At 74.0% G+C, this 1,364-nt stretch carries 1 protein-coding gene; it reads left to right on the forward strand.

Annotated features, from left to right (window positions below; all coding sequences use genetic code 11):
* Window positions 1-139 precede the first annotated feature (139 nt).
* The coding region (locus tag C1I93_RS30490; protein WP_111246684.1) for a DNA polymerase Y family protein at window positions 140-1,364 on the forward strand (1,225 nt) is incomplete at its 3' end.

Raw genomic sequence — 1,364 nt, forward strand, 5'->3', positions numbered from 1 at the left:
GGGCCGGCGGGCACTGCCGCGGTGGAGCGTTCGTGGCGCGGCAATGTTTGGCTAATTGCTGTAACCAAAAAGCTAATGTGATTAGCTTTCGGAGTCAAGTCGGTCTGGTGGTGACCACGACCACCTCGAGGTACGAGCCATGACGCGGACCCTGCTGCTCTGGTGCCCGGACTGGCCGGTGCTCGCCGCCGAGATCGTCGACGGGGTGCCCGCCACCGACCCGGTCGCGGTGCTGTACGCCAACCGGGTGGTCGCCTGCTCCGAGCAGGCCCGCGCCGAGGGCGTACGCCGAGGGCTGCGCCGGCGGGAGGCGCAGGGACGCTGTCCGCGACTCACCGCCGTCGACCACGACCCCGGACGGGACGCGCGTGCCTTCGAGCCGGTGGTGGCGGCGGTCGAGGACCTGGTGGCCGGAGTCGAGGTGATCCGTCCCGGGTCCTGTGCGCTGGCCGCTCGGGGACCGAGCCGATACCTCGGCGGTGAGGAGGTGGCTGCCGAGCGGATCGTCGAACACGTCGCCCAGAGTTGCGCCGTGGAGAGCCAGGTCGGCATCGCCGACGGGGCCTTCGCCGCCGGGCTGGCCGCCCGGCAGGGGCGGATCGTGCCGCCCGGTGGGACGCCGGAGTTCCTGGCCACCCAACCCGTCGAGGCGCTGGGCCGGCCCGCCCTGGCCGACCTGCTGCGCCGACTCGGGATCCGTACGCTCGGCGACTTCGCCGCGCTGTCCGCCGGCGACGTGCTGGCCCGGTTCGGTTCCGACGGGGCACTGGCCCACCGGCTGGCCGCAGGTCGGGACGACCGCCCGCTCGCGGTCCGGCGTCCACCGGCCGACCTGACCATCACCGCCGACCTCGACGAGCCGATCGAACGGGTCGACGTCGCGGCGTTCGCCGCGCGGACATTGGCCGAGCGGTTGCACGAACGCCTCGCCGGGCACGGCCTGGCCTGCACCCGGCTCGGCATCGAGGCGGTCACCGCGCACGGCCAGGAACTGCACCGGGTCTGGCGACACGACGGTCTGCTCACCGCCGGGGCGATCGCCGACCGGGTCCGCTGGCAGTTGGACGGCTGGCTCACCGGTGCCCGTCGGGGCGCACCGGTGCGTCCCACCGCCGGGATCATCCGGTTGCGGCTGGTGCCGGACGGGATACTCGCCCAGGCCGGCCTGCAACCCGGGTTGTGGGGAGAGGCCGGCGAGGAGCGCGAGCGGGCACATCGGGCGCTGAGCCGAGTGCAGGGGCTGCTCGGCCCGGAAGCAGTGGTCACCGCCGTACTCGGTGGCGGACGGTCCGCGGCGGACCAGGCACGGCTGGTGCCCTGGGGCGACGAACGGTTGCCCGCCCGTCCCGGTGCCCCACCCCTGC

It is taken from the genome of Micromonospora endophytica (genome assembly GCF_003236305.1).
Lineage (GTDB): Bacteria > Actinomycetota > Actinomycetes > Mycobacteriales > Micromonosporaceae > Micromonospora > Micromonospora endophytica.